The sequence below is a fragment of the Thioclava sp. GXIMD2076 genome, from assembly GCF_037949795.1.
In the GTDB taxonomy this organism is placed as follows: domain Bacteria; phylum Pseudomonadota; class Alphaproteobacteria; order Rhodobacterales; family Rhodobacteraceae; genus Thioclava; species Thioclava kandeliae.
In genome coordinates this window covers 2,194,873-2,220,100 of sequence record NZ_CP149932.1, presented here as the reverse complement: position 1 = coordinate 2,220,100, position 25,228 = coordinate 2,194,873, and the positions used below count along the sequence as shown (strand labels likewise).

Annotated in this window: 21 protein-coding genes; 14 read left to right on the top strand and 7 right to left on the bottom strand. The window is 61.7% G+C overall.

Annotated features, from left to right (window positions below; genetic code table 11):
• Positions 1-8 precede the first annotated feature (8 nt).
• Positions 9-644: an invasion associated locus B family protein gene (locus tag WDB91_RS10925; protein WP_339114509.1), complete on the bottom strand. Its 636-nt coding sequence runs from the start codon at positions 642-644 to the stop codon at positions 9-11.
• Positions 645-1,167: 523 nt separating this feature from the next.
• On the opposite strand from WDB91_RS10925, the gene WDB91_RS10920 reads away from it, so the two are divergent.
• Positions 1,168-2,715, top strand: coding sequence for a helicase HerA-like domain-containing protein (locus WDB91_RS10920; RefSeq protein WP_339112592.1), 1,548 nt, complete (start codon positions 1,168-1,170; stop codon positions 2,713-2,715).
• 3 nt (positions 2,716-2,718) lie between these two features.
• Here the strand turns inward: WDB91_RS10920 and WDB91_RS10915 are convergent, their stop codons facing one another.
• A complete protein-coding gene (locus tag WDB91_RS10915) occupies positions 2,719-3,018 on the bottom strand; it encodes a DUF6477 family protein (RefSeq protein WP_339112591.1) in 300 nt (99 codons plus the stop codon).
• A 206-nt stretch (positions 3,019-3,224) separates the two neighbouring features.
• Between WDB91_RS10915 and WDB91_RS10910 the strand changes: the two genes are divergently transcribed.
• On the top strand, positions 3,225-4,229 hold the full coding sequence (locus WDB91_RS10910; RefSeq protein WP_339112590.1) for a DUF6456 domain-containing protein: 1,005 nt from the start codon (positions 3,225-3,227) through the stop codon (positions 4,227-4,229).
• Between the two features lie 46 nt (positions 4,230-4,275).
• Here WDB91_RS10910 and WDB91_RS10905 read toward each other — a convergent pair whose 3' ends face one another.
• A complete protein-coding gene (locus WDB91_RS10905) occupies positions 4,276-5,781 on the bottom strand; it encodes a catalase (protein WP_339112589.1) in 1,506 nt (501 codons plus the stop codon).
• A 107-nt stretch (positions 5,782-5,888) separates the two neighbouring features.
• Between WDB91_RS10905 and WDB91_RS10900 the strand changes: the two genes are divergently transcribed.
• The 5 genes from WDB91_RS10900 (at position 5,889) to WDB91_RS10880 (ending at position 12,080) form a co-directional block, all read left to right on the top strand.
• Positions 5,889-6,830: a LysR substrate-binding domain-containing protein gene (locus WDB91_RS10900; protein WP_339112588.1), complete on the top strand. Its 942-nt coding sequence runs from the start codon at positions 5,889-5,891 to the stop codon at positions 6,828-6,830.
• Positions 6,831-6,982: 152 nt separating this feature from the next.
• Positions 6,983-7,933: a lipoyl synthase gene (gene lipA / locus WDB91_RS10895; RefSeq protein WP_339112587.1), complete on the top strand. Its 951-nt coding sequence runs from the start codon at positions 6,983-6,985 to the stop codon at positions 7,931-7,933.
• A complete protein-coding gene (locus tag WDB91_RS10890) occupies positions 7,881-8,312 on the top strand; it encodes a DUF4186 domain-containing protein (protein ID WP_339112586.1) in 432 nt (143 codons plus the stop codon). Before lipA ends, WDB91_RS10890 begins: the two co-directional genes overlap by 53 nt.
• Before the next feature lie 123 nt (positions 8,313-8,435).
• Positions 8,436-11,126 (top strand): Hint domain-containing protein, encoded by a 2,691-nt coding sequence (locus WDB91_RS10885; protein WP_339112585.1) that lies wholly within the window; start codon positions 8,436-8,438, stop codon positions 11,124-11,126.
• Positions 11,127-11,228: 102 nt separating this feature from the next.
• On the top strand, positions 11,229-12,080 hold the full coding sequence (locus WDB91_RS10880; protein ID WP_339112584.1) for a bestrophin family ion channel: 852 nt from the start codon (positions 11,229-11,231) through the stop codon (positions 12,078-12,080).
• Between the two features lie 58 nt (positions 12,081-12,138).
• On the opposite strand, the gene WDB91_RS10875 is transcribed toward WDB91_RS10880, so the two are convergent.
• Positions 12,139-13,311, bottom strand: coding sequence for an ROK family protein (locus tag WDB91_RS10875; RefSeq protein ID WP_339112583.1), 1,173 nt, complete (start codon positions 13,309-13,311; stop codon positions 12,139-12,141).
• Between the two features lie 177 nt (positions 13,312-13,488).
• On the opposite strand from WDB91_RS10875, the gene WDB91_RS10870 reads away from it, so the two are divergent.
• From WDB91_RS10870 to WDB91_RS10845, 6 genes are read left to right on the top strand one after another with little or no spacing between them, the layout of a single operon-like run.
• A complete protein-coding gene (locus tag WDB91_RS10870; RefSeq protein WP_339112582.1) occupies positions 13,489-14,796 on the top strand; it encodes an extracellular solute-binding protein in 1,308 nt (435 codons plus the stop codon).
• Positions 14,796-15,770 carry a sugar ABC transporter permease gene (locus tag WDB91_RS10865; protein ID WP_339114508.1) on the top strand — a complete coding sequence of 325 codons (975 nt, stop codon included), beginning with the start codon at positions 14,796-14,798 and terminating at the stop codon, positions 15,768-15,770. The genes WDB91_RS10870 and WDB91_RS10865 overlap by 1 nt, the downstream gene beginning before the upstream one ends.
• Positions 15,767-16,669 carry a carbohydrate ABC transporter permease gene (locus WDB91_RS10860; RefSeq protein ID WP_339112581.1) on the top strand — a complete coding sequence of 301 codons (903 nt, stop codon included), beginning with the start codon at positions 15,767-15,769 and terminating at the stop codon, positions 16,667-16,669. Before WDB91_RS10865 ends, WDB91_RS10860 begins: the two co-directional genes overlap by 4 nt.
• A 30-nt stretch (positions 16,670-16,699) precedes the next feature.
• On the top strand, positions 16,700-17,767 hold the full coding sequence (gene ugpC / locus WDB91_RS10855; RefSeq protein WP_339112580.1) for a sn-glycerol-3-phosphate ABC transporter ATP-binding protein UgpC: 1,068 nt from the start codon (positions 16,700-16,702) through the stop codon (positions 17,765-17,767).
• 36 nt (positions 17,768-17,803) lie between these two features.
• The gene (locus tag WDB91_RS10850) at positions 17,804-18,565 is read left to right on the top strand and encodes a sugar phosphate isomerase/epimerase (RefSeq protein WP_339112579.1); all 762 of its coding nucleotides are present in this window, start codon (positions 17,804-17,806) and stop codon (positions 18,563-18,565) included.
• Entirely contained in the window at positions 18,562-20,208 is a 1,647-nt protein-coding gene (locus WDB91_RS10845) for a GMC family oxidoreductase (RefSeq protein WP_339112578.1), read from the top strand. Before WDB91_RS10850 ends, WDB91_RS10845 begins: the two co-directional genes overlap by 4 nt.
• A gap of 47 nt (positions 20,209-20,255) precedes the next feature.
• Here WDB91_RS10845 and WDB91_RS10840 read toward each other — a convergent pair whose 3' ends face one another.
• The 3 genes from WDB91_RS10840 to WDB91_RS10830 all read right to left on the bottom strand — a co-directional run bounded on the left by WDB91_RS10840 (position 20,256) and on the right by WDB91_RS10830 (position 24,292).
• A complete protein-coding gene (locus WDB91_RS10840; RefSeq protein ID WP_339112577.1) occupies positions 20,256-21,515 on the bottom strand; it encodes an amidase in 1,260 nt (419 codons plus the stop codon).
• Positions 21,516-21,615: 100 nt separating this feature from the next.
• The gene (locus WDB91_RS10835; protein ID WP_339112576.1) at positions 21,616-22,719 is read right to left on the bottom strand and encodes an LLM class flavin-dependent oxidoreductase; all 1,104 of its coding nucleotides are present in this window, start codon (positions 22,717-22,719) and stop codon (positions 21,616-21,618) included.
• Between the two features lie 52 nt (positions 22,720-22,771).
• Entirely contained in the window at positions 22,772-24,292 is a 1,521-nt protein-coding gene (locus WDB91_RS10830; protein WP_339112575.1) for an MFS transporter, read from the bottom strand.
• Between the two features lie 245 nt (positions 24,293-24,537).
• On the opposite strand from WDB91_RS10830, the gene WDB91_RS10825 reads away from it, so the two are divergent.
• Positions 24,538-25,227: an isochorismatase family protein gene (locus WDB91_RS10825; protein WP_339112574.1), complete on the top strand. Its 690-nt coding sequence runs from the start codon at positions 24,538-24,540 to the stop codon at positions 25,225-25,227.
• Position 25,228 lies beyond the last annotated feature (1 nt).

Sequence of the window (25,228 nt, the reverse complement as noted above, 5' to 3'; positions counted from 1 at the left end):
TTCCTGGCTTACTGAGCTGCCGCAGGCTTGTCTTTGGCCTGCGCCTTGGTGTTCGAGGCTTTCACCTCGTCATAGGCGGCCGTGAAGCCTGCAAGCGAGATCGCCACATTGACTTTCTGGTTCGGTGCAGCGACCGGAACGATAGTCATCTCGATCTTGCTGCCCTTTTTATATTGCGTCAGCTCGTCGGCAGTCAGACCGATACGGGCAAAACAGCCCGCCTGCGCGCAGAAGGTGAAGGGGTAGACCTTGGGCTCGTTACTATCGAGCTTCATCACCATATTCTGCGTCAGCAGCGTTTCGAGCGGCACCATGATGGTCGCACCGACAGCCGCGCGATTATTCTCGGGCAGGGGGAACATCGAGATATCGGCGACATTATTGCCGCTCTGGTCTTTCAGGAGTTGGTAGAGCTGGCAGGGGTCGGAGCCGTCTTCGGTATGGACACATTGCACTTTCCAGTCGCCATGGGTCGAGGCGATATAGGTCGTGCCGGGGCCATCCTTGGCAGGGGTTTGAGCGGCCGGAGCCGCTGTATCGGGCGCACTCGCCGCAGGCGCATCGGCCGCAGGCGCGGTCGGAGTTGCAGGAGCATCGGTTGTTGGCGCAGTCGTATCCTGTGCCATAGCGAAAGAGGCGGACATGCTCAGCACGGCGGCGAACATCAATGTCTTGTTGAGATTGGTCATACTGCCTTTCAATCCTTCATTCTGGCCGGTTCGGGGCCGTCGGCTCACGCATATCACGGTGCGTTGGGACTGTCAGGGCAAAAACCTTGTGATCACCTGTGGACGACAGAGATGTGATCTGGGTAAGGTGTTGTTTAAATGAAGAAAAGGGCCCGATATTTCGGTGCCCTTTTCAATAGGTTCCCCCTGTCGGACTTGGCCGACTTCGTTCTTTGATTGGACGCTACGAGGCGGACACAATGTCGTCAACAGGGTTTGTGTCATTCGCACGACATGGCTTCGATTTTTTGGTCGATTGCACAAAAAAAAGCCGCACTTTGAAAGCGCGGCCAGTCTGACAGGGAGGAAAAGTCGGAAACTGGCGCGATGCGCAGCTGATCCGACAAATATGACATTGCCCCGAATTGGCTAATTTTCCGTTGTTGCACAGGAGCGCACGACATATTTTCAATTAAGATTTTTTGCCGGAGGCCCTGTAATGACTGCATCCCGCCCAGAGACTGCCATAAACACGCTCGTTGGTGACGCCCTTTTCATCGGCGGTGGCGGACCGGATTACGGGGTCGTGCAATCGCTGCGGCTCGACAAGGCCAACCGTCACGGGTTGATCGCGGGAGCCACGGGGACGGGGAAGACCGTGACATTGCAGACCCTTGCCGAAGGGTTCAGCGATGCGGGCGTTCCGGTCTTTCTGACCGATGTGAAAGGGGATCTGTCGGGGCTTGCGGCGGCCGGTGCTCCCGTGGACAAGCTGAAATCGGCATTCGAGGCACGCGCAGCGCAGATCGGCTTCGATCTCTGCTATCGGAGCTATCCGGTCGAGTTCTGGGATCTCACAGGTGCTAAAGGCATACCTGTCCGGATGACAGTGTCCGAGCTCGGGCCAGTTCTGCTATCGCGGCTGCTGGATCTGTCTCCTGCTCAGGAAGGGGTGCTGCATATCGCCTTCCATCTTGCCGATGAAGAAAAGCTAGCGCTTCTCGATCTCTCGGATCTACGCGCCATGCTTCACCATGTGGGCGAGCGCGCGAGCGAGCTGACCATGCGTTATGGCACTGTCGACAAGCGTTCGATTGGCGCGATCCAGCGGCAGCTCCTGATGCTGGAAAGCGAAGGGGCCACCGGATTTCTGGGCGAGCCGGCGCTCGAGCTGGCAGATATGATCCGCATTGCAGAAGACGGGCGCGGGCAGGTGAATATTCTGACGGCAGACAAAGTGATCAATACGCCCAAAACATATGCAACCTTCCTGTTATGGTTGCTTTCGGAGCTTTTCGAGACCCTGCCCGAAATCGGGAACCCCGAGAAGCCGGTCTTCGTACTGTTTTTCGACGAGGCGCATCTTCTGTTCGATGACGCGCCGAAGCCGCTTCTCGACAAGGTCGAGCAGGTTGTCCGACTGATCCGCTCGAAAGGGGTTGGCGTCTATTTCGTGACGCAGAACCCGACCGACATTCCGGAGGATGTGTTGTCCCAACTCGGCAACCGCGTGCAGCATGCGTTACGCGCCTTTACGGCCAAGGACCACAAAGAGCTGGAGCAGGCGGCCAAAACCTATCGGGCGAATCCGGATTTCGGGATTATCGAAGCCATTCGAGATGTCGGCACAGGCGAGGCGGTGACGTCGTTTCTCAATTCAAAAGCCGTTCCGGGACAGGTGGAGCGTAGTCTGATCCGCCCACCCGTTTCGCTGCTCGGTCCGGTGCCTGCGGCAACCCGTGAGCGCGTGATCGATCAAAGCGCGCTTTATGCCAAATACCGGACGGCGCTCGACCGTGAGTCCGCAGCCGAACTCCTGCAGGCGCGTATGGTCGCGGATGATCCGCAAGCGCCCCGGAGTGCCCCGGAGAGCCTGAGCCGTGGCCGCCGCTACAGGGGTGCAAATTCTCCCGAGGCAAAACCCCAACGCCGGAGCAGTTCCGATACGCTCATGGAAACCTTTGGAAAAAGCATTGTCCGCCAGATCGGCACCCAAGGCGGAAAGGCCATCGTGCGCGGGATATTGGGCTCGCTTTTCCGCAAGTAACCGCTAGAGCGCGCGCAATTGCGCCGTGTCCCGCGCTTCCCAAATGATCGCGGCAAGTAGTTCGATATGGCGCGCAGGGTCGTATTTGCCCCACTGGGTGGCAACGCGGCGACGGACACTGTCAATTTCGGCCTCTTTCTCGAGGAGTTGCGTCAGAATGTCTGCTGTATTTGTGATCTGGTAGAGAACCATGATCCTGCGCAGATCGCGCTCCGGTTTATACAAAGCCGCACCTATGCGAGCTGCGCGCACCAGAAGTTTCGGGCGTTTGAGCTTCTCCAGCCGATTGTCGAATTCTGTCACTTTTGCCTCCATCCAAAGATGAAGCAGTCTGAATACAACTCTAGGTAGTGTTGCGTATTATTGTGAAGGACCGTTCGCAGGCATTGGTAATCTTTATACTATTCACGACGAACATTCTCTCGAAACATAGTTAACTAGATGGCTTTGCGATTATTTTCTAGCACTCATTCAACCTGCGCGTGCCATCCAGTTTTGGGAGAACCGAAATGCATTCTGACCTGCGTCATGGCTCGATACCGAATTGGCTAACGACTTACGCAAAGCTTTATCTCACCCATGTCGAGGAAGGCGTCTCCATCCGTCAGCTCGCACGCGAGGAGGGCTGCCATGCCTCTACGATTCTTCGCCGGATCCGCCGCATAGAGGAGCGGCGGGAAGATCCGCTCGTCGATCAGGCGCTTGACCACATCCGCGAAGGCGCGCCGGTCACAACGCCCGAAGTCAGGGATCCGGAGCGCCCCGACACACCAGCGTTTCTGGTTGAGGCGCGGCGCGTTCTGCAGCGGTTGACCGAACTTGGTGCATTGCTGATCATGGCTCCGAATATGGAGAAGGCGGTCGTGCTGCGTGGCACGGTGCGCCTCCTTGTGGTGGACGTCGCGCAGGCCGAGACCTTCGCGCTTCGGGGCTGGATCGCGATCAAGCACAAGGGTAGGGTCACCAGCTACGAGATCACCCGCAGCGGACGGGACGCACTGCGCAGCTTGGCGGACGATACCCCGAGAGGCCGCCGCCGCGACGGGCCGGAGGGCGTGGATCGCAAGCCGGTCGTGAATACTTCCGAAAGTCCGCTGGCGGTTCTGGCACGCCGCCGTGATCGGGATGGCAAGCTGTTTCTGGAGCCCCAGCTTGTGGCGGCGGGCGAGAGGTTGCGCGAGGATTTCGAACTGGCGCAGATGGGACCCCGCGTCACGCAGAATTGGGACCGGTTCCTCACGGCAGGCGTTTCGGGCGGGTTCTCGGTGCAGGGAAATCTAGAGGCGGGATCCGAGGCGGCCAAGCTGCGGGTCGGCGCGGCGCTTCAGGATCTGGGGCCGGGGCTTGGAGATATTGTGCTGCGCTGCTGCTGTTTTCTCGAAGGGCTGGAGACGACCGAGCGCGATATGGGGTGGTCCGCGCGCTCCGGCAAGATCGTGCTGCGCATCGCGTTGATCCGGTTGCACCGCCATTACGAGGAACGCTATGGCGGAAAAAGCCCGCTGATCGGATAAAAAAGGCCGCCGGAGGATCCGGCGGCCTTTTCCTTTTCTCGCGCCCTTACTTGGTCGGCACGGGACTGTCATTGGTGACTGGCACCGCGTTCACGTCGCTGCCATCTGTCGCCAGCGCCTTGCGCACGCCTGCCTCGTAATCGGGATGGACACGGCCCAGCACGGTCAGCCAACGCTCGGTCACAGCTTCCGAACAGGGGCCCATCGCCTCAGCCATGTTGTGATGCAGGCGGTCACGTTCGGCATCATCCATTACCTCGGCATAGAGCGCGCGCGGCTGGATATAATCGGCGTCGGCATCATCCTGCACATAGCGGTCGGCATCGCCATTGATCCGCAGCGGCGGCTCGGCAGCTGCCGGATCGGCAACGGCCGCGCTTTCATACTGGTTGGGCGAATAGTAGGCATCGGGATGGCCGGTCTCGGCGGGGAAGAACCGCATCGGACCATCCTTATGGTAGTGATGCACCGGACATTTGGGCGCATTCGCAGGCAGAGCCTCGTAATGCGTGCCCAGACGGTAGCGATGTGCATCGGCATAGGAGAACACCCGCGCCTGCAGCATCTTGTCGGGGCTGTAGCCGATGCCCGGCACCTTGTTCGAGGGCGAATAGGCCGCATTCTCGACCATCTGGAAATAGTTGTCGGGGTTGCGGTTCATCTCCAGAATACCGACCTCGATCAGCGGATGATCCTTATGCGGCCAGACCTTGGTCAGATCGAAAGGATTGAAATCAAGGTTCTCGGCTTCTTTCTCGGGCATCACCTGGATCATGAAGCGCCATTTCGGGAAGTTACCTTCTTCGATCATGTTGAAGAGGTCTTCCTGATAGCTCTCGCGCGTCTTGCCGATCAGCGCCTCTGCCTCGGCATTGGTATAATGCTTATGGCCCTGCAGGGTCTTGAAGTGGAATTTCACCCAGAAGCGCTCGCCATCCGCATTCCACATGGAATAGGTATGCGAACCATAACCGTTCATATGGGCGGGGTTCTTGGGAATACCACGGTCCGACATCAGGATCGTCACCTGATGGATACATTCAGGGCTACGGCCCCAGAAATCGAACATCGCCTCGGGCGAGCGCAGATTCGTGCGCGGATGGCGTTTCTGGGTATGGATGAAATCGGGGAACTTATAGGCGTCGCGGACGAAGAAAACGGGGGTGTTATTCCCCACCATGTCCCAGTTGCCGTCTTCAGTGTAGAATTTCAGGCTGAAGCCACGCACGTCACGCTCGGCATCGGCCGCGCCCATCTCGCCGGCCACCGTCGACCAGCGCGAAAGAACCTCGGTCTGTTTACCGATTTCGGAGAAAAGCTTGGCGCAGCTATATTTCGTGATGTCATTGGTAACCGTGAAGGTGCCCTGCGCGCCCCAGCCCTTGGCATGGACGGTGCGTTCGGGGATCCGCTCACGGTTCTGATGGGCCAGTTTCTCGATCAGCTGGTAATCCTGCATCAGGACAGGACCGCGCGGGCCTGCGGTCTCCGAGGTCTCGTTGGACACCCAAGGCGCGCCGGCACTTGTGGTAAGTTTTGTGCGGTCTGACATTTTTTACTCCATCAGCGGTTTTTATTTGGCTTCCTACGACGGAACTATGTAGCGGTCGCGTGATAAAGGGAAATCGGTAATACTATGAGTAATGATAAGGCACCCTTATGAACATCACCCTGCGCCAACTGCAATACATGTTAGCCCTGGAAAAATTCCGGAATTTTTCCAGGGCCGCTGAATCCGTGCATGTAACGCAGCCCGCGCTGTCGATGCAGATTCGCGAGCTGGAACAATCCCTTGGACTGACATTGGTCGAGCGGCGGCCACGCGACATACGGCTGACGCGGGCAGGGCGGATGGTGATCGACCATGCACTCCGCATCGATGCCGAGCTGAAATCGCTCGAGGCCGATCTGCGCCGCGGGCAGGGACAGGTGAATCTCGGCGTCATTCCGACGGTTGCGCCCTATCTGATGCCGCGCGCATTGCCCAAGCTGCAGGCGGTGCAATCGGGCTTCCGGCTGCGCGAGGCGCAGACCCACGAGTTGCTGGAAGACCTGCGCAAGGGGCGTCTGGATGCGGCTGTCATCGCGACCCCTGCGCCCGATACGGAGGAAATCACGCTCTTCGAGGACCATTTCCTGCTGGCGGGCCTGCCAGAGGCGCTCGAACGGCTCGAGGGGATCAGTCCCGATGCGCTCGATCCGGGCGAGTTGTTGCTGCTCGAAGAGGGACATTGCCTTGCCGACCAGACGTTGAAGATCTGCAATGTGAATCGCGATGCGCGATCGGTCGATCTGGGCGCTGCCTCGCTCACGACGCTCTGTGCGCTGGCCTCGGGCGGCATGGGCGTGACGCTCATCCCCGAAATCTCGGCTGTGGCCGAACAGCATGCCAGCCCGAAACTTGCGGTGACGCGCTTTGCGAAGGAACCCGGTCGCGTGTTGCGGCTGGTGCGCCGCGCTGATGCGGTCGATGATGGTGAATGGTTCGAGTCCGTGGCGAACATCCTGCGCGAGGCGGGTCAAAGCGTTCTGGATGATGCGCGCCGCGATATTCCGGTGCAACCCGCCGCGCCGCGCATGAAGATGCAAGCCGCGCAATAACCTCGCATAACCGGCATGCCGGAGCCTTTTCCGGCATGCCACAGACGCAACAGTGCCTTTCCACGAGGGAGAGGCAAACTGTCGCACTCTCCGTTGCATTCGGTCCCGTTTCGGAATATGGGGGTGGGCAAAGCCGAAAGGATACCCATCCCATGCGCGATCTCAAAATCCCCGACCAGCGCCACCCGGAAAAGGCACACCGGCCCGATAACGCCCAGCCGAAGAAACCGGACTGGATCCGCGTGAAGGCCCCCACCTCGGCCGGCTACAAGCAGACCCGCGACCTGATGCGCGAGAACAAGCTCGTCACCGTTTGCGAGGAAGCGGGCTGCCCGAATGTCGGCGAGTGCTGGAGCCAGGGTCACGCGACGATGATGATCATGGGGGATATCTGCACCCGTGGCTGTTCCTTCTGCAATGTCGCGACCGGTCGTCCCGATGCGCTCGATGTCTTCGAGCCGGGCCGGGTCGCGCATGCGGTCGAGAAGCTGGGTCTTAACCATGTCGTGATCACCTCGGTGGACCGTGATGATCTGGAAGATGGCGGGGCCGAACATTTCGCCCAGACCATCCGTGCCATCCGGCACCGCAGCCCCTCGACCACGATCGAGATCCTGACGCCCGACTTCCTGAAATGCACGCCCGACGTGCTCGAGAAGGTCGTGGAGGCGCGCCCCGATGTGTTCAACCACAACCTCGAGACCGTGCCCTCGCTCTATCCGACCGTGCGTCCGGGTGCCCGCTATTTCCACTCGCTGCGCCTTCTGCAGCGGGTCAAAGAGCTTGATCCGGCGATGTTCACCAAATCCGGCATCATGGTGGGTCTGGGCGAGGAGGCGCAGGAAGTGCGCCAGGTGATGGATGATATGCGCTCCGCCGATATCGATTTCCTGACCATCGGCCAATATCTGCAACCCACGCCGAAGCACCATGCGGTGGCCAAATTCGTCACGCCCGACGAGTTCAAATCCTACGAGAAATCCGCCTATTCCAAGAACTTCCTCATGGTCTCGGCGACGCCTCTCACGCGCTCGAGCTATCACGCGGGCGATGATTTCGCGCAGCTGCGTGCCGCGCGTCTGGCCAAGCTCGGCCGCGCCTGATCCCGTGCCCGCGCAGGCGGATCTCTTCGCACGGCTGGCCCGTTCAGCGTTCAGATCCCGTTTCCATCTAGGCCCGCGCGAGCGGGCCTATTGCAACGCGAAAGGGCGGAGCACGATAGAGCGCCATGCCCGCGACTTCGTCGCACAGCGTATCGCGCCGGCCCAGCCGAGAAATGACGGCAAGCAGACGCCCATGCGCGGACATCCGGTCTTCATCGCCCAACACGCCACCGCCTGCTGCTGCCGTAGCTGTATTGCCAAATGGCACCAGATTGCTGCGGGAATTCCGCTCGGGCCCGATGAGCAGAGCCGGCTGGTCATTACCTTGATGACCTGGATTGACGCGGAAATGGGCCACCAACCCGCGCCTCCGCTTTGAAATAAAGGCAAAATTTTGGAAACTAGGCAGAATTTGACAGAATAAGTTAACCAGACTTTCGAACATTTGGGGAACAATGGCCGCAGGGCAATCTGCGCCAGTTTGACTCGCAAGTGAGATGGTATGGCCACTTATACATTCGTTGGATATAGCACGAGCGATTTCCAACTGGTCAGCGGCGGTTACCGGCTGCGGCCGGATTGGGAAGCTGCGACCAACGGCCTGACCTATACCTTCACCGATGATGACACGCAGATCTCGGGCGATACCGTCACCGATAACGTCAGTAACGATACCAGCCAGCAGACCGTTGTCATCCGCAATTCCAGCGGGACGATCGTCAATTCCGGCACGGCCTATATCGAGGATGCGTATAACTATACCGACGCACAGGGCAATCCGCAGACCTTCTATACGATCAAGATCGGCAATACGGTCGTTGGGTATCTCGCAAGCTCCGAGATCCAGCCCGGCGTTGTCATGTCGCCCAGCTCCACGATCAATACCGCGGGCGTCAACTATTCCGCGATCCATTCCGCCACCTACAGCTCGACCGGCAATAACACGATCACCGGCGCCTCCTACGGTGACTCTCTGGCCGGCGGCGCGGGTGACGATTCCATCTCGTCGGGTGCGGGGGCCGATACCATCTCCGGCGGCACCGGCAACGATACCATTCTCTACGGGCAGGGCGGTGCCACCTCGCTCGATGGTGACAGTGTCTCGGGCGGCGACGGGAACGATTCCATCGATGATGTGAGCGGCGATCCGAACTGGGTCTATAACGACACGATCGATGCGGGTGCGGGCAACGATACCGTCTGGTCGGGCAGCGGCAACGACTCGATCCTCGGTGGCACGGGCGATGACCGCCTCTATGCGGAAGGTGGAAATGACACCGTTTACGGTGGTAGCGGTAATGACTGGATCGGCGGCGGCGCGGGCAACGACCTCATCTATGGCGAGGCGGGCAGTGACACCATCCTCGGCGATGATGGCAATGACACGATCTATGGCGGGGATGGTAGCGACCATATCGCAGGTGGCAATGGGAATGACAGCCTGCTCGGTGGCGCCGATGCCGATACCTTCTATCTGAGCGATAACTGGGGCGTCGATACGATCCTCGGGGACAACACGACGACCACAGGCTCCGATAACGACAGTCTGAACTTCTACTACATGACGCATGGCGTCACCATCACCGCAACCGACTGGGAAGACGGTACGGCAACTGATGGCACCAGCTCGCTGACCTATGACAATATCGAGGGATATCGCGGCTCGGAATATAACGACTCACTGCGCGGCGATGCCGATGGATCGGGCTTCTATGCCGATATGGGCGCGGGCGATGACACCGTCGGCGGCGGCTCCGGTGATGATACGATTTATGGTGGTGCCGGCAATGACAGCCTCTTCGGGGGCGATGGCAACGACTATATCGAAGGCGGTGACGGCAATGACGGCCTGAACGGCTGGAACGGCAATGATACGCTCTGGGGCGGTGCGGGCCAGAACACCCTCTGGGGCGAGGCTGGCAACGACCTCTTCGACCTGCGCTCGACCGATGGTGGCAGCAGCATCTTCGGTGGCACCGACTATGACACGGTCTCCCTCTCGGGGGCGGCGGCGAATGTCACATGGACCTCCGATACCGGCGGCGTCGGCACGATCTCCTATGATGGCGGGGTCACCACCACCTATTTCTGGGAAATCGAGCAGATCGACGGCTCAAGCTATAGCGACAATTTCAATGCCGCTCTCGCGGGTAGCCCCGTCCATATCCTCGCCGGAGCGGGTGACGATACGATAACTGGCTCTGCCGGCAGTGACACACTGTCTGGCGGCACCGGAAATGACAGCATCACCGGCAATGCCGGTGATGATACGATCACCACCGGCACCGGTGCGGACCGGTTGATCCTCGATGATGGTTTCGGCAACGATGTCGTCACCGATTTCGACATGACCGATGATGGCGCAGGCCGCTCGATCGACCAGCTCGATGTTTCGGCGCTGACGGATGCCGAGGGTAATCCGGTCAATGCATGGGATGTGGTGATTACCTCGGACGGGGCAGGCGGCTCGATCCTGACCTTCCCCAACGGCGAGACGCTGAGGCTGCAATCGGTCGACCCTGCCTTGCTGTCCACCGCGCCGCAGCTCTACTCGGTGGGCATCCCCTGTATCGCCGCTGGCACTCTTGTGGCCACACCTGCCGGTCCGCGCCCGATCGAGACCCTCATGGCAGGTGAGGAAATCATCACGCATGACGGCTGCGCGCGTTTGGCATGGTGCGGTCAACGAAGCCTTGGCCCTGCGGAGCTTGCCGATCGCAGGCTGCGTCCTGTCGAGCTGCGCGCGCAGGCTCTGGGGCAAAGCGCGCCGTTGGTCGTGTCGGGACTGCATTGTCTCTGGCTTCGGGTCGATGGCACGTCGTGCCTGATCCGCGCCCGCCATCTGGCCGAGAGCGGCTGGAACGGCGCGCGGATCATGAATGGCAAACGCCAGATCACCTATGTCCATCTTCTTCTCGAGCGCCACGCGGCGATCCTTGCCAATGGTGTCTGGGTGGAAAGCTTCTGGCCGGGCCCTATCGGTTTCCGCGCCCTGTCGCGCAGGGACCAGATAGCCCTTCTGGGGGCCCGTCCTGATCTTGCCGCGGCCCTGCTGGGCAATCGTCCGGTCGAGGAAGTCTACGGGATGCGCCTCGCCCCCGTTCTGCCTCGCCGCGCCGTTACCCGAGACGCCCTCGCACGCTGGTTCGGCAAGCCACGCCCCCCCCTGAGACAATTTGCCCTGCCTTCGTAGACATCCCGAGCCTTGTGAACGGACGCGCAGCTATTTACCGCAACGCGCATAGTCCACGCCATGCCGGCGCGTGATCACTCATTCAGGCAAAAGGGGATCATCGTGATCGTCCGCAAACGCCCCACATTTCTGGGGTTGTTCTTTATTCTGCAAGGTTCGGTAATCCAGATCATCTGGCCCCAGATCCTGCTTGTATTTCTTATCGGTATCGGGGTTATCGCGGGCCACGACTACTTTCCGTCCTATGTGACGGGGCTCGATCCGTCGCCTTTCGCGCTGATCGGGATCGCGCTCTCGATCTTCCTGAGCTTCCGCAATGGCGCCTGCTACGACCGCTGGTGGGAGGCGCGCAGACATTGGGGCGTCATGATCCAGTCCTGCCGCGACATCCAGCGCCAGACCAGCCATCTGCCCGATAATGACGACAGGCGCGCGCTGTTCCACGCACTTATCCGTTTCGGCCATCTCGCCGAGGGACAGCTGCGCGGGCGCAACCCCTATTGGGAAACCGACGCCGCTCTGGCCGAGGCGGAACAGGCGATCGGGCGGATGGAACGGGCAGGGCATCTGACCCATGTCGAAGCCTTGGTGCTGCATGAAAGCATCGCGCGGATTGCCGCGTCCATTCTGGCCTGCGAGCGGCTGGCCAATACGCCGGTGCCCTTCGCCTATTCGCTTCTGCTCCATCGCACGGCCTATATCTACTGTATCATCCTGCCCTTCGGCTTCGTGGATACGCTCGGCGCGATGGCGCCTTTCGTCGCGGCATTGGTGGCCTATGCCTTCTTCGGTCTGGATGCGCTGGCCGAAGAGCTGGAACAGCCGTTTTCCGACCGTCCGAATGCCTTGCCGCTCAGCGCCTATGCCACAGCGATCGAGATCGCATTGCGCCGCGCTTTGGGGGAGACGGAGCTGCCGGAGATGCCCGCGACGGTCCGCTATGTCCTGAGATAGGCCGGTCCGCCGGTTCTTGCATAAGCGGGCACTGTAGGCGGCCCCGAGGGGCCGCCGCTCACCGCTGCAGACGCAGGCCGGAGGGCATGACCGGATCCTCCCCGAACAGCAGATCGAATCCCAGATCGGCCGCACCGCGTATGGCCGCAATCTCCTCCAGCGGTCCGTCCTCGATACGCAGGAGCGCCGCGAGGGCAGGCGGCATGCGTCTGGTCAGGCTTTCCCGTATCCCTGCCTGCAAATGCCCGCCCGCACGTCCCAGCACCCCGCCGACCATCACTACATCAGGGGCAAGCGCAATGACCGGACCGGTCAGCGCCTCCCCGAGATTGCGTCCGGCCTCGCGCAGGGCAATGATCGCCTCGAGATCCCCGTGCTCGACCAGCTTTGCCAGAGCAAGGGGATCCGCCACGGGGCGCGCCACCGTCGAGACCTGCCGGACAAGCGCGGGGTTCGAGGCCACCGCTGCGACGCAGCCCTCACTGCCGCAGACACAAGGCATCCCCGCCGCAGCGGCCACCGGTATATGGCCTATTTCTCCCGCCCATCCCTGCGCGCCACGGTGCAGCTCACCCGAGAGCGCCAGTCCCGCACCGATCCCGATATCAATAAAGACATAAAGCAGGCTCTCGTCGGGTCTCGCCTGCAGGCGTGCCCCCAGCGCCATGAGATTCGCGTCATTCTCGATCAGCACCTCCATGCCCATTATTTCGGCAAGATTTTCCGGCAGCACGCCGACTTTCGACCACGGCACGGTCCGCGAGCGCCCGTGAACCGGCCCCGGAACACCCAGCACGAGCGCGGCGATACAGGAACGGTCTATGCCGGTTTCGGCAACGAGCCGCGCCAGCATGGTCTCGATCTCGCGCACTGTTCCTTCTGCCGTAAAACCATGCGGCAGGGCCGAGCGGGCCTCCCCCAGAACCTTGCCGCGCAGGGTCGAGATCGCCCCCATCAGCGCATCCGGTCCGAACCGGACGATAAAGAAAAATCGCCCGTTCGGATTGAGTTCATAGAGGTTTGAAGGGCGTCCACGTTCCGCACGCGGCGCGTCACGGCGGGCAAGCCAACCCTGATTTTCGAGATCCTGCAAACGGGCTGCGACCGTATTGCGCGACCAGCCGGTTTCGACCACCAGCTGGGCGCGATCCTTGGCCTGATCGCGCAGCGCGCGAGCCAGCTGCCGGTGTCCTGAATCGAGCCGTGCGAGAGGCTCTGCATGCTTGGCCATAGACGCTCCTACTGAGGTTTTTTCAGCCCTAACGATAAATGTTCAATATTGACGCATTAATGTCAATCGAGGTCATAATTCAAGTATCGTCCGATTTCCCGGATCCGCAAGCCCGGTTCTAAATGCCCGGGTCCATGCGCCCCGACGAGGGGTCCATCTTCACTGGAGTGACTGACCGTGATTAAGCCAACCCGTTATCTTGCAACCACCTCGCTGCTGGTCGTGACCGGCATCGCTCCCGCTTTTGCCCAGGACAATCCCTATTACGATGCCGCCGTCGCCGAGGCCAAAAAGATCGCCGCGGGCAAGGATCTTGCCGGCAGTCTTGAAATGATCGGGCAGGCCTCGGGTGCCGAGGGCCAGACGCTGCAGACCGTCTATGATGCCTTCAAGGCAGGCACGGGCGTTGATGTGCGCTATACCGGATCGCCCGATACGGCCACCGTGGTGCAAAGCCGCGTTCAGGCCGGCAATCCACCGGATGTCGCCGACATCGCTCTGGGGGCCGCACTGAACTACGCTAAGGAGGGCGTGACACTCGATCTGTCATCTTTCATGGGTGACGAGCTGTCGGCGAATTACAATTCGATGCTCCTCGATACCGCCAGCTATGAGGGCAAGACCTTCGGGATTTTCCAGCATATGAACACCTTCATGGTCTGGTATAATCCCGAGACCTATACCGGTCCGAACCCGCCCGAAAGCTGGCAGGCGCTCTCGGACTGGGCCGACGGGGAGGCCGCCAAGGGCAATCCGGTCTGGTGTGCGGCGCAAGGCGCGGGAGGCTCGTCGGGCTTTCCGGGCGCGCAGATGGTCGACAATATTTTCCTCAAGACCTATGGCCCCGAACTCTATGCCCAATGGGGCAAGGGCGAGCTGGCCTGGACCTCGCCGGAGGTCAAAGGGGCGTTCGAGGAATTCGGGCGCACCATTGGCGCGGCCGATCATCTCTCCGGTGGACCAATCGGCGCGATTTCGACCCCGATCTCGGTGGGCTATAACGGCCTGACCTCCACGCCGCCCACCTGCCAGCTGGCGCTCTGGGCCGCATGGGTGCCGGGGCTCATCGGTGAAACCGCCAAACCGGGCGAGAATATCGATTTCTTCCGTGTGCCCGCCGCCGATCCGGCCTTCGCCAATTACGAGCTCTATCAGGCCTCGATCTCGGTCGGTCTGACCGATACGCCCACAACCCGCGCCTTCCTCGAATTCATGGCCTCCGATGCGGCGCAGAGCTATCTGGCCTCGCAAAACCGCTGGCCTGTGGCCAACAAAAACGTGCCTGTCGATGCTTATTCGAGCAAAACCCTGCATGAAGTCGCCGAAGAGTTCTTCGCCAATCCCGATGTGGAATTTGTCGCAGGCCCCAACACGCTGAACGCGCCGGCCACCTCCTCGGCCTATTACAAGGCGGTCGTAGGCTATATGCAGAACCCCAAGAAGCTCGATAGCCTTCTGCAATCGGTTCAGGCGACTGTCGAGTGATGGAGAGCCTGTCCTATATCCCCCTGCTGATCGCCATAGGGGCGATCGGCCTGCCGGTCCTCGTCTATGCGGGGCTCGGCATGGGCGAGGCGATCCTGTCGATACTGCCCGTGCGCACGGGCCGCGGGTTGCGCCCCTGGGTCTGGCTCTCGCTGCCGATCCTTCTGGTGCTGCTGATCCTCGTCTATCCGGTGATCGTGACGCTCATTACCTCGCTCAAGGGCGCGCGCGGCACCGAATGGCTAGGCGGGGCCAATTATGTCTGGGCTTTTTCGGGCGAGATGGTCGATGTGGTCTGGAACAACGTGATCTGGCTTATCGGCTTTCCGCTGGCAGTGCTGGTGCTGGCGCTGCTGAGTGCGGTCCTGTTCGACAAGATCTCCTACGAGCCGCTGGCGATGACCGTCGTCATCCTGCCCACCGCGATCTCCTTCACCGCCGGTTCGGTGATCTGGACGCAGATGTATTCCTACCAGCCCGCGATGATGGCGCAGATCGGCACGTTCAATGCGGTGCTGAAACTCTTCGGGATCGCGCCTGTGCCATGGCTGATCCAGCCCGTGGTCAACAATCTCGCGCTGATCTTCATTGCGGTCTGGCTGCAACTCGGGATCGCCACGCTGATCCTATCGGCGGCGATCAAGAATATCGGCACCGATATGGTCGAGGCCGCGCGGCTCGATGGGGCGGGCGAAGTGCGGATCTTCTTCTCGATCATCCTGCCCAATATCCTGCCCTCGATCCTTGTGGTCTTCACCACCATGATTATCGCGGCGCTGAAGGTCTTCGATATTGTCTATGTCATGACGAACGGCAATTTCGGCACCGATGTCATCGCCAACCGGCTCTATTACGAGTTGTTCTCGGTCAATGACCTCGGCCATGCCAGCGCGATCGCAGTGATCTTGCTGTTCTGCGCGCTGCCCATCGCCTTCATCAATATCTTCCAGTTCAAAGCGGAGGCCGCCCGATGAGCATGGCCACACCCGAGATCGACCACCTCTCCGAAAGCCGTGTGCAGGGACAGGCCGCGCGCCGGACCCGGCAGCTGAAAAGTCTGGCGCTCCACGTGCTGATCATCGGTTTTCTCATATTCTGGTTCATGCCGGTGCTGGCGCTCTTTGTCAGCTCGGTCCGCCCGCAGGCCGATACCGCGACCTCGGGCTGGTGGATGGCCTTCGTGCGGCCTTTGCTGAGCGCGCAGAATTACGCCATGGCCATCGACCAGCTGAATGTGGGCGCAAGCCTCGCAACCTCGGTGGCCATCGCGATCCCGACAACGGTGCTGACGGTGCTTTTATCGGTGATCGGCGCCTATGCTTTGGTACGGATGAATTTCGCGGGCCGCACCACTCTATCGCTGATCCTCGTGGCGCTGCTGGTCACACCGCCGCAGATTACGCTGGTCCCGCTTCTGAAATTCTACAATAGCGTCGGCCTTTCGGGAACCATCCCCGGGATCTGGCTCTATCAGGTGGGCTTCACGCTGCCCTTCGGCATTTTCCTGATGCGCGGCTTCATCGCGTCCATCCCGCGCGATCTTTACGAAAGTGCCAGCCTCGACGGCGCGACCGAACTGCGCACCTTCATCTCCATCGTGCTGCCGCTCTCGCGCCCGATCATGGCCTCGCTAGGGATCATGGCCTTCCTGTGGAGCTGGAACGACCTCCTGATCCCGCTTCTGTTCATGGGCGGCTCGGCGATGTCACCGCCGATCACCGTAAACCTCGCGGGGCTGGTCGGGCAGACGACACAGGGGCAGGGGCCGCTGATGGCCGCCACCTTCCTGTCGGTGCTCGTGCCGCTGATCCTCATCCTGTCCGCCCAGCGATATTTCGTCCGCGGCATTCTTGGCGGCGCTGTGAAGGGCTGAGCGCCCCGCGCCTGCATGAAGGAGACTGATATGTCCACTGTAACCATTCGCGACGTCACAAAGACCTATGGCACCCAGCAGGTGATCCATGGCGTCGATATCGAGATCGAGGACGGCGAGTTTGTCGTGCTGGTCGGCCCCTCGGGCTGTGGCAAATCCACCCTGTTGCGCATGATCGCGGGGCTCGAGGAGATCTCGGGCGGCGAGGTGGCCATCGGGCCTCGCGTCGTCAATGATGTGGTCGCGCGCGACCGTGACATCGCCATGGTGTTCCAGAGCTATGCGCTTTATCCGCATATGACCGTGGCCGAGAATATGGGCTTCGCGCTGAAACTGGCGAAACTGTCGAAATCGGATCGGGCCGCGCGGATTGGCAAGGCGGCCGAGATCCTCGGCCTCGGACCTATGCTTGGCCGCTATCCCCGCCAGCTCTCGGGCGGTCAGCGCCAGCGGGTGGCCATGGGCCGCGCCATCGTGCGCAACCCGCAGGTGTTCCTGTTCGATGAGCCGCTGTCCAATCTCGATGCCAAGCTGCGCGTCGAGATGCGCTCCGAGATCAAGGCGCTCCAGCACCGTCTGAAGACGACGACGATCTATGTCACCCATGATCAGGTCGAGGCGATGACCATGGCCGACAAGATCGTGGTCATGCGTGACGGGCTGGTCGAACAATGCGACACGCCGCTCAACCTCTATGATGCGCCCGCCAATATGTTCGTGGCGGCTTTCATCGGCTCGCCCTCGATGAATTTCGTAAAGGGCCGGGTCGAGCGCCGCGAGGGCACCCCGATCTTTGTGAGCGAAGACGGCATCGTGCTGCCGCTTGCCGCGGGCTGCACCCTCGCCCAAGGCAGGCCGGTCATCTACGGTTTCCGCCCCGAACATATGGTGCTGTCGGATACCGGCATCCCCTGCGGGGTGAAGCTGGTCGAGCCCACCGGCTCGGAAACGATGGTCTTTCTGGCGATGGGCGGCACCGCCATCACCGGCGTCTTCCGCGAGCGGGTGGCGGATGCCGAGGGCGCGACCCTGAAAGTGCTGCCCGACCCCCTGCGCGCCCATCTCTTTGATCCCGAAACCGAACTCCGGATCGGCTGATCCGCGAAAGGACTTCTTATGTTTCCCAATGGTGATATGTCATTCCAACTCTTCTCCTCGCGCGAGGCGGAGAGCTTCGATGAGCAACTGATGCTTCTGAAAGAGCTTGGCTATACCGATGTGCAGCCGTTCTTCTTTGGTCCTCCCGATGATATGGCCGAGGTCGAGCGTGCGGCGCAGGCCATCAAGACGCATGGTTTGACCGCCAAAACCGGCCATTTCACACTCGATATCTTCGACACCGATCCCGATCTGGTGGAGCGGATCGCCAAACTTTACGGCATGTGGCTGGTGGTGGTGCCCTATATTTATCCCGAGGATCGCCCGAGCACCGCCGAAGGCTGGCGCGCGATAGGCGAGCGGCTTGCGGCCTATACCGAGGATATGAAGGCGCGCGGCCTGACATTCGCCTATCATAACCACGAGTTCGAGATGGTGCCTCTGGAAGATGGCAGCTATCCGATCGAGCATCTTCTGGGCGAGAGTGTCCCTTTCGAGCCAGATCTGGCATGGATGGTCGTGGGCGGCGCGGACCCGATGGCGTGGATCAAACGCTATGCGGGGCGCATTCCTGCCGTGCATGTGAAGGATATCGCCCCCAAGGGCGAGGCGCTCGACGAGAAGGGCTTTGCCGATTTCGGCTGTGGTGTGATGGACTGGCAGCCCCTCTGGGATGCCTGTGTCGCGGCCGGATCGCAGCTGATGATTGTCGAGCATGACCAGCCCTCGGACTGGCGGCGCTTTGCCACGCGCTCGACCGAGGGGCTCAGGCGCATTGCCGAAGGGGTGCACGCATGAGCCGCCCCTATGATGCCATCGTCGTGGGCTCGGGCGCCTCGGGAAGTTTTGCCGCCCATGAGCTGACCGCTCAGGGCCTGCGGGTCCTCCTGCTGGAGGCGGGGCGCGAGGTCACCAGATCCGAGTTCGACCCCGCCAAGAAAAAGCCTGTGCCGCCCATCAACATCATGGAGCGCGCCCGCGCCACGCTGGGCGGGCAGGGTGTGCAGGCCAAAGCGGCTTTCTTTCGCGGCATGCTCGCGCCCTTCTATGTGAATGACCGCGACAACCCCTATACCACCCCCAAGGACGCGCCTTTCGTGTGGATCCGCGGCCGTCAGGCAGGTGGGCGCACCCATACATTCGGGCGGGTGCTGATGCGCTGGTCGGATGACGATTTCAAGGCGAAATCGGTCACCGGCAAAGGCTGCGACTGGCCCGTCAGCTATGCCGATATGGCGCCCTATTACGACGAGGTTGAACGCCTTCTGGGGATCTATGGCGATATCGATGGCCTGCCCCAGAACCCCGATGGCATCATGAAGGGCCCCGCGAAGATGAGCCCCGCCGAGATCGATTTCAAGGCGCGTGTGAAGGCCAAATGGCCCGAACGCGAGATCATCAGCTGGCGCTCGGTCGCGCCCACGCCCGAGCGCGTCTTCGCGCCTTTGGCGGCCGCCAAGGCCACGGGCCTGCTGACCATCCGCTGGAACTCGGTCGCCCGCCGTGTGCTGACCGAGAACGGTCTCGCCACGGGGGTCGAGATCACCGACACGCGCACGGGTGAGGTGCTGGTGCTCGAGGCCGCACATATCGTGATCAGCGCCTCGCCGATCGAGAGTATCCGCCTGCTCTGGCATTCGGGGCTCGGCAACCACCATGATCAGCTCGGGCGCTATTTCATGGACCAGCTGCCGATGCTCGCGATGGGCCACTACGCGCCGGTGAAAGGGCAGTGGACGGGCGATGACAGCCTGCCCAAGGACGCCTTCTATGAGCCCCAAGGCGGGATCTTCATCACCCGTTCCTCCGGTGATCCGAAAACCCGTGGCCAGTTCGATTTTCAGGGCGGTATCGGACGCTCGCCCGTGGGGGCCGATGATCCGGCGAAACTGCTATTCTTCGGCTTCGGTCAGATGCAGCCAAATGCCCGGAACCGCGTGACGCTCGATCCCAAGGTCAAAGATCGCTGGGGGCTGGCGGGGGCGCATATCGTCTGCCGCATGTCCGCCGAGGACGAGGCGCTTTTAGAGCGGCAGGAGGCTTTCTTCCTCGAGACGATCAACGGCGCGGGCGGCGAGGTGCAGTTTCTGGGCTCGGCCAAGCGCATTCGCGAATGGGGCAAGGGCGCCTATCCGGAGGCAGGCGCCCTGTCGCGTTTCCTCTTCCGGCGCTATTTCAAGGATGTCATGGTCATGGGGGCGGCCATCCATGAAACCGGCGGGGCGCGGATGGGGACAGATCCTGCAAGCTCGGTGGTGAACCCGATGGGCCAGCTCTGGGAGGCCCCCAACGTGCTGGTGACCGATGCCAGCACCTTCTGCGGCTCGGGCGTGACCGGCACCACGCTGACCATCATGGCCCAGACCGTGCGTGCCTGTCGCCATCTCGCGCAGTCGAGCAACAGCCTTCGGGCCGAGCCGGAACTGGCGGAGGCCAACTGACAGCAGACAGGCCGCGCCTTTACCGGGCGCGGCCCCAGGCCCGTCTTTCACAGATAGGGAAGCAGTTTCGGCGCAGCCTCCAGAAGACGCCGGTCATCGGCGCGCCTTGCGATCAGCGACACACCAAGCGGCAAGGTCTGACCCGATACGGGCAGGTTCAGGACCGGAAGCTGCAGCGCGGTCCAGAGCGCGTTGAACCGCGGATTGCCCGCACCGCGCCCGAGCGGGGCGAAGCCCGGCGCAGAGGGCGCGATGATGAAATCGACCTCCTCGAGCATCGTCTCGACCGTCATCCGGTGACGGGCCAGCGCATCATAGGCCTCGAAATTCTGGCGCTGGGTAAACCCCTCGCGCAAGTCGGCCCGGGCGTGGAAATCGTCATGCAGAAGCGTGCCACGCGCGCGGGCCAGATTGAGAAAGGCCGATGCGCCCTCGCAATGCTGCACAGAGCGGTGCAACGCATCCAGCTCCGCTATGTCTGCCGGAAGGTCGAAGGGAGTGATATCGGCAACCGGTGCCAGATCTTTGGCCAGACCATCAAGCACCGCGCGCATCTCGGGGGCCAGTTGATCGGCATAGGGGGTGGGGCATAGGCCGAGCCTCAACCGGCCTTCGCGCAACGGCGCGGCCTCGGGAAGATTGTAGACATCGGCCAGAAGCACCAGATCGGTGATCTCGCGGGCAAACAGACCGACCGTATCGAAGCTCACCGCATAGCGTTTGACTCCTTCGGTCGAGATAAGCCCCCAAGAGGGTTTGAGCGCTGGGATGCCACAAAACGCGGCAGGACGGATCGTGCTACCTCCGGTCTGCGTGCCAAGTCCCAGCGGCACATGGAAATCGGCGACCGCGGCGGCGGTGCCAGCCGAGGAGCCGCCCGGGGTGCGCACGGGATCAAAGGGATTTGCGGTCATCGCATCGCGCCCACAGGCGGCAAATTCGGTGGTGTCGGTCTTGCCCAGAATAATCGCGCCTGCGGCCCGCAACAGCTCGACACAGGGCGCATCGGCAGCAGGGCGGAAGCCGCCATAGAGCGGCGAGTTATGGGTCGTGGGCAGATCGCGCGTCTCGATCATATCCTTCACCGCCACCGGAACCCCCGCCAGAGGGCGCGGGTCATCTGCGGTAATCGCCGCAGCCTGTGCCTCGGCCTCGGGATTGAGGCTGATCCATGCTCTCACCATCGGATCACGCTGCGCGATCCGGCCAAGACAGGCGCGGGTAATTTCAAGCGCTGTGCGTTGACCTGAACGGATCTGGTGACGGATCTCGGTGGCCGAAGGCAAGGAAAACGAGAGATCTTTCATGGAATACTCCTGTAAGGCGCCGCTTAGGATCTTGCGCCGAAAGGCGTAACCGCCGGGCAAAGGCTCCGGCGGTTACGCGGTCTCGTAGCAAGGGCAAAGATCAGGCGGCGAAAGACGCTTTGCGCGCGGCGCCATTGCGGGTCTTCATCAGGGGCTGGATATACTGTCCGAACTGTTCCATCCCGATGATGAAATCGTCGAAGGTCAGCATGATCCCCTTGAGGCCCGGCACGCTGGCGATCTCGTCCAGCATCGCGGCCACCTGCTCGTAGGAGCCGATAAGCTTGAGCATGCCGGTGGGTTGCGGGTTGTCGATGGCGCGCACGAGCGCGGCTGCCGTCGAGCCGTCCTTGGCGACCTTGTCCTGACCGGCCTGCGAGGCCTGCCATTGCAGGGCCTCGATATCGGTGCCCTGTTTGTAAAGCTCCCATTTGTCGAAGGCGAGCTTTTCCGTACGGTCGGCGATCACCATCAGCAGCAAGAAGGCACCAGTGTCGCGGCCATGGCGCTGAGCGGCGGCATTGACGCGGGCCACCGTATCGCGCGAAGCGGTCGTATTGTTGAGATCACCCCCCGAACCCACGAAGTTGTAATCGCCATATTTGGCCACGAAATCCATCCCGGCCTCGGATTGACCTGCGCCCACGATAGGGATGCGCTTGTTTGTCGGCAAAGGCTCGAGGACGCAATCATCCATCTGGAAGAAATCGCCTTTGAAATCTGACCGACCGGTGGCCCACAGCTCCTGCATGACCTGCACATATTCCCCCGCATAATCATAGCGGCGCGAGAAATGCTCGGGGGTCAGCTCCAGTCCCATCTGCGAATATTCCTTGGGCTGCCAGCCGGTGACCATATTCACCCCCACACGGCCCGGAGCGATACTGTCCATCGTCACGGCCATCCGCGCGGTAATCGCGGGCGGCAGGGTCAGCATCGCGCAGGAGGCAAAGAGGTTGATCCTCTGCGTCACCGCCGCGATGCCCGACATCATGGTGAAACTCTCCAGCGCCTCGTTCCAGTAGCGTGACGGCCCGTTATAGCCGCGGAACTTGATCATGGAGAGCGCGAAGTCCAGACCGAAATGCTCGGCCCTTTGCGCGATCGCCTTATTGAAATCGAAGCTGGGGCGCGTGGCGGGCGAGGTGGTGGAAATCAGCCAGCCTTTGCCGCCGATGGGAAGGAAGACACCGATCTGGGTCATGGGGAGGGTCCTTTCGCTCTGTGTCGGATGGGCCGGCACGCGTTGTCCGGCGTCAGGCGGCCGTATCGGAGGCACGCTCGGGGGCGCGCTCACCGGCCTTGGTCGTAGTCTCTATCGATCGCGCAATCGCGCCAATCGACTTGTTCTCCTTCTCGGGGTTAGTTTTTCTCAGCGGCGCTGCGGCGGGCTCCTGCCTGCCCCCCGCGCGTGTCATCAGCAGTGGCAGTGACAGCAGCGGCAGCACGGCCATGATCAGGAAGGCATGGTTGAAATCGCGCATACCCACCTCCGCGGCCTCTCCCTGAAGCGCGCTCAGGAGGGCGGCGGAGAGCGAGATCCCGAGCCCCATGCAGAGCTGCTGGATGACACCTGCTGTCGCGGTGGCCGAAGACAGCCGCTCTGCGGGAAGTCCGGTAAAGGTGATCGATTGCACCGAGTTGAAATAAAGGATGCGCACCGCCCCCGCGAGGAAGGACATGCCCACCAGCGCCATGACCGGCCAGCCGGTGCTGACGGTGGCATAGGCGGCCAGAGAGAGACTGCCCGCGACTGTCAGCGCCACCAGAGTGCGACGGAACCCCAGCCTGCGGATCACATGTTTGAGCACCGGCTTCGAGGCCAGAGAACTGAAGGCCGCGAGCGCCGAGATCAGCCCCGCCTGCAGCGGACGGAAGCCCAGACCGAGCTGCAGGAAAAGCGGCAGCAGGAACGCCATCGCGTTCAGCCCCGCGCGGCCCAGCCCGCCCGCAAGCACACCGATGCGGAAATTCTCGAAGTGGAAGAGGGAAATATCGAGCGCGGGTTTCTCGCGCGTCCGCGCATGGCGGGTATAGACCCAGAACACGAGAGCGGAGACCGGCAATAGCGTCAGACCGATCCCGCCCCACAGCCCGAGCGCCTCGATGGCCAGCTGGAAGGTCACAAGCGCGAGCCCCGCCAGCAGGAAGCCACGCGTGTCGAAGCGGCCTGCGGCAACAGCGGGCAAAGGCGGAACGAGCCGGAGCACGCCGAGAATGGCCGCGATGGCAAGCGGCGTGTTCACCACAAACAGGAGCCGCCAGTCGAACATCTCGACAAGCACCGCCCCCAAAAGCGGCCCGATGAGCGGCCCGACCATCGTCGGGATCGCAAGCCATGTCATCGCATCGATCGTGCGCCCGGGCCCGAAGGCCCGCAGCACGATCAGCCGCCCCACAGGTGTCATGAGCGCCCCGCCGAACCCCTGAAGCATCCGGCACGGGATCATCAGCCCGAGCGTGGGCATGAAGGCGGTCAGGACCGAGCCCGCCATGAAGATCAGCACGGACAGGCAGAACAACCGCCTCGGCCCGAGCCGGTCGGAGAACCAGCTGGCCACCGGCATGAACACCGCAAGCGCCAGCAGATAGGCGCTTACCAGAAGATGCAGCGACAATGGCGAGCGCTGCAGGTCGGCGGCAATTCCGGGAATTGCGACGGTCAGGATCGTCGTGTCGATGCCCTGCATAAGAAAGACAAGCGAGACGGTACAGGCAATGGCGATACGGTGACGTTCCGATCGTGTCGGCACCGCATGGGGATCTGGATGGGTCATAGGATCTAGATCCGCCCAACCGCCCACCGGGTCAAAGGAGTTAAACTTTGGCACGGCGCAAGGTTTTCTCATGCCGGAGCTGGCAGCCCCGCCGATGAGCCCCTCGGAGGCCCGCCCGACAGACCAGCAGGCCACGGGCTGAGTGTTTCTCAGCCCGCGGAACAGAAATCCGCACTATCTGTCCGGGTCGCGCCGCGCCTAGGCTTTGTGCAATGCCCGTTGAGGGGCCCGAAAAGGAGAGCGACATGAACAAGGTCTGGGAAAATTTTCTGACCGAGAATGACAGGAAACTTCTCGCCGCGCGCCATAATCTGCGCCAGCCGCACGGGCCGGGCAAAGTCAATGCGTTGCTGGTGATCGACATGCAGGTGACCGCAATCGGCGAGGACCGTCCGATCCACGAGCAGATCGACCGCTTCCCCGGCGCGTGCGGCCCGCATGCGTGGAAATCCATTCCGGTGCAGCAACGTCTGCTGGCGGCGGCGCGCGCATCCGGCATGCCGGTAATCTACTCCAAACATGTCTTCCACGGCTATACCGGCATGGCACGCGCCGAAAGCGGGACATTTGCCGCAACCGATTTCCGCTCCGAGATTCCGGCCGAGGTAGCGATGGTCGAAGGCGACATTCTCATCGAGAAACAGACGCCGTCCTGCTTTGCCTTCACCAATCTGCACCTGATCGCGCAGGAGAAGGGCATCGACGGTTTCCTGGTTGTCGGCAACTCCACCTCCGGCTGCGTGCGCGCCACCTGCGTGGATGGCGAGGCGATGGGCTACAAGATGCAGGTGATCGAGGAGGGCGTCTTCGACCGGATCGAGATGAGCCATGCCGCAGCCCTGTTCGACATGCAGTTCAAGATCTGCGATGTGATCGACGAGACCTCGGCGATGGAGATCATCGCGGGCCCCGACGCGCTGAGACAATCGGCCTGAG